The sequence below is a fragment of the Pseudomonas sp. NFIX28 genome (assembly GCF_900107395.1).
Lineage (GTDB): Bacteria > Pseudomonadota > Gammaproteobacteria > Pseudomonadales > Pseudomonadaceae > Aquipseudomonas.
The window spans coordinates 1-1,941 of the sequence record NZ_FNPW01000038.1 but is presented as its reverse complement, the minus strand read 5'-3'; the positions used below and the strand labels follow the sequence as shown (position 1 = coordinate 1,941).

2 protein-coding genes and 1 pseudogene are annotated in these 1,941 nt (G+C 63.6%); all 3 read left to right on the top strand.

Annotation, left to right across the window (positions count from 1 at the left end; genetic code table 11):
- A partial coding sequence (locus BLV20_RS30700; RefSeq protein WP_139192778.1) for a hypothetical protein occupies positions 1–234 on the top strand: 234 nt, incomplete at its 5' end.
- 161 nt (positions 235–395) lie between these two features.
- Positions 396–1,772, top strand: coding sequence for an L-serine ammonia-lyase (locus BLV20_RS30695; protein ID WP_092306081.1), 1,377 nt, complete (start codon positions 396–398; stop codon positions 1,770–1,772).
- Between the two features lie 41 nt (positions 1,773–1,813).
- Positions 1,814–1,941 (top strand): annotated as a pseudogene (gcvT, locus tag BLV20_RS31280) (glycine cleavage system aminomethyltransferase GcvT); the annotation flags it as partial.

Below are 1,941 nucleotides of genomic sequence, written 5' to 3'. Positions count from 1 at the left end.
GTGGAAAACGGCAGCCTGGACAAGGACGACAACCCGCTGAAAAACGCCCCGCACACCGCGGCGGAAATCGTCGGCGAGTGGTCGCACCCTTATAGCCGCGAACAGGCGGTGTACCCGGTGGCCTCGCTGATCGAAGGCAAGTACTGGCCGCCGGTCGGCCGCGTCGACAACGTGTTCGGCGACCGCAACCTGGTGTGCGCCTGCCCGTCGATCGAAAGCTATCAGGACGCCTGAGACGGCATCGCCGTCCATCGCGGGCAAACCTCGCTCCTACAGATACTGCGTATACCGTTGTAGGAGCGAGCAAGCTCGCGATGAACCCAAGGCCACCGCAAGCTTGCTCCTACAAAAAACCGTGCGTGCCGATCAATACAATAAGAAACCGGAGAATCAACATGTCCTTGAGCGTGTTCGACCTGTTCAAGATTGGCATCGGCCCCTCCAGCTCCCACACCGTTGGCCCGATGCGCGCTGCCGCGCGCTTCGTCGAAGGCCTGCGGCGTGACGACCTGCTGGCGGCCACCACCTGCGTCAAGGTCGAGCTGTACGGCTCGCTCGGCGCCACCGGCAAGGGCCACGGCAGCGACAAGGCCGTGCTCCTGGGCCTGGAAGGTGAACACCCGGATACCGTGGATACCGAAAGCATCGCCGCTCGCCTGCAGGAAATACGCAGCAGCGGAGGCTTGAAACTGCTCGGCGAACACCTCATCGCGTTCAACGAGAAAGAACACCTGGCCATGATCCGCAAACCCCTGGCCTACCACCCCAACGGCATGATCTTCCGTGCCTTCGACGCCGCCGGGTTGCAGATTCGCAGCCGCGAGTATTACTCGGTGGGCGGTGGCTTCGTGGTCGATGAAGACGCCGCGGGGGCCGACCGCATCGTCGAAGACACCACCCAGCTGACCTTCCCTTTCAAGAGCGCCAAGGACTTGCTCGGTCACTGCAGCACGTATGGGCTGTCGATCAGCCAAGTGATGCTGACCAACGAAAGTGCCTGGCGTTCGGAAGCGGAAACCCGCGCCGGCCTGCTGAAAATCTGGCAAGTGATGCAGGACTGCGTGGCGGCCGGCTGTCGCAACGAAGGGATCCTGCCGGGAGGCCTGAAGGTCAAGCGCCGCGCGGCCGCCCTCCACCGCCAGCTGTGCCAGAACCCCGAGGCGGCCTTGCGCGATTCCTTGTCGGTGCTGGACTGGGTCAACCTGTATGCCCTGGCGGTCAACGAAGAAAACGCCAACGGCGGACGGGTCGTTACCGCGCCCACCAATGGCGCCGCCGGCATCATCCCGGCGGTGCTGCACTACTACATGCGCTTTATCCCCGGCGCCAACGAAGACGGGGTGGTGCGTTTCCTGCTGACCGCCGCCGCCATCGGCATTCTCTACAAGGAAAACGCCTCCATCTCCGGCGCCGAAGTCGGCTGCCAGGGCGAGGTCGGGGTCGCCTGTTCGATGGCGGCCGGCGCCTTGTGCGAGGTGCTCGGCGGTACGGTGCAACAGGTGGAGAACGCTGCCGAGATCGGCATGGAACACAACCTCGGCCTGACCTGCGACCCGATCGGCGGCCTGGTGCAGGTGCCCTGCATCGAGCGCAACGCCATGGGCTCGGTCAAGGCGATCAACGCCGCGCGCATGGCCCTGCGAGGCGACGGACAACACTTCGTCTCCCTCGACAAGGTCATCCGCACCATGCGCCAGACCGGCGCCGACATGAAAAGCAAATACAAGGAAACCGCCCGCGGCGGTTTGGCAGTCAACATCATCGAGTGCTGAGGCAGGCATACACGCCTCTCACGTTTATCCAGGAGCTGAACATGTCCACCGAAACACTGTTGAAGACCCCGCTGCACTCGCTGCACCTCGAACTCGGCGCGCGCATGGTGCCGTTCGCCGGTTACGACATGCCTGTGCAATACCCGCTGGGCGTGATGAAGGAACACCA

Bases quoted from the DNA above. Each gene is read 5' to 3' on its own strand.
- BLV20_RS30695 (WP_092306081.1), top strand. From the start codon at position 396: ATGTCCTTGAGCGTGTTCGACCTGTTCAAGATTGGCATCGGCCCCTCC.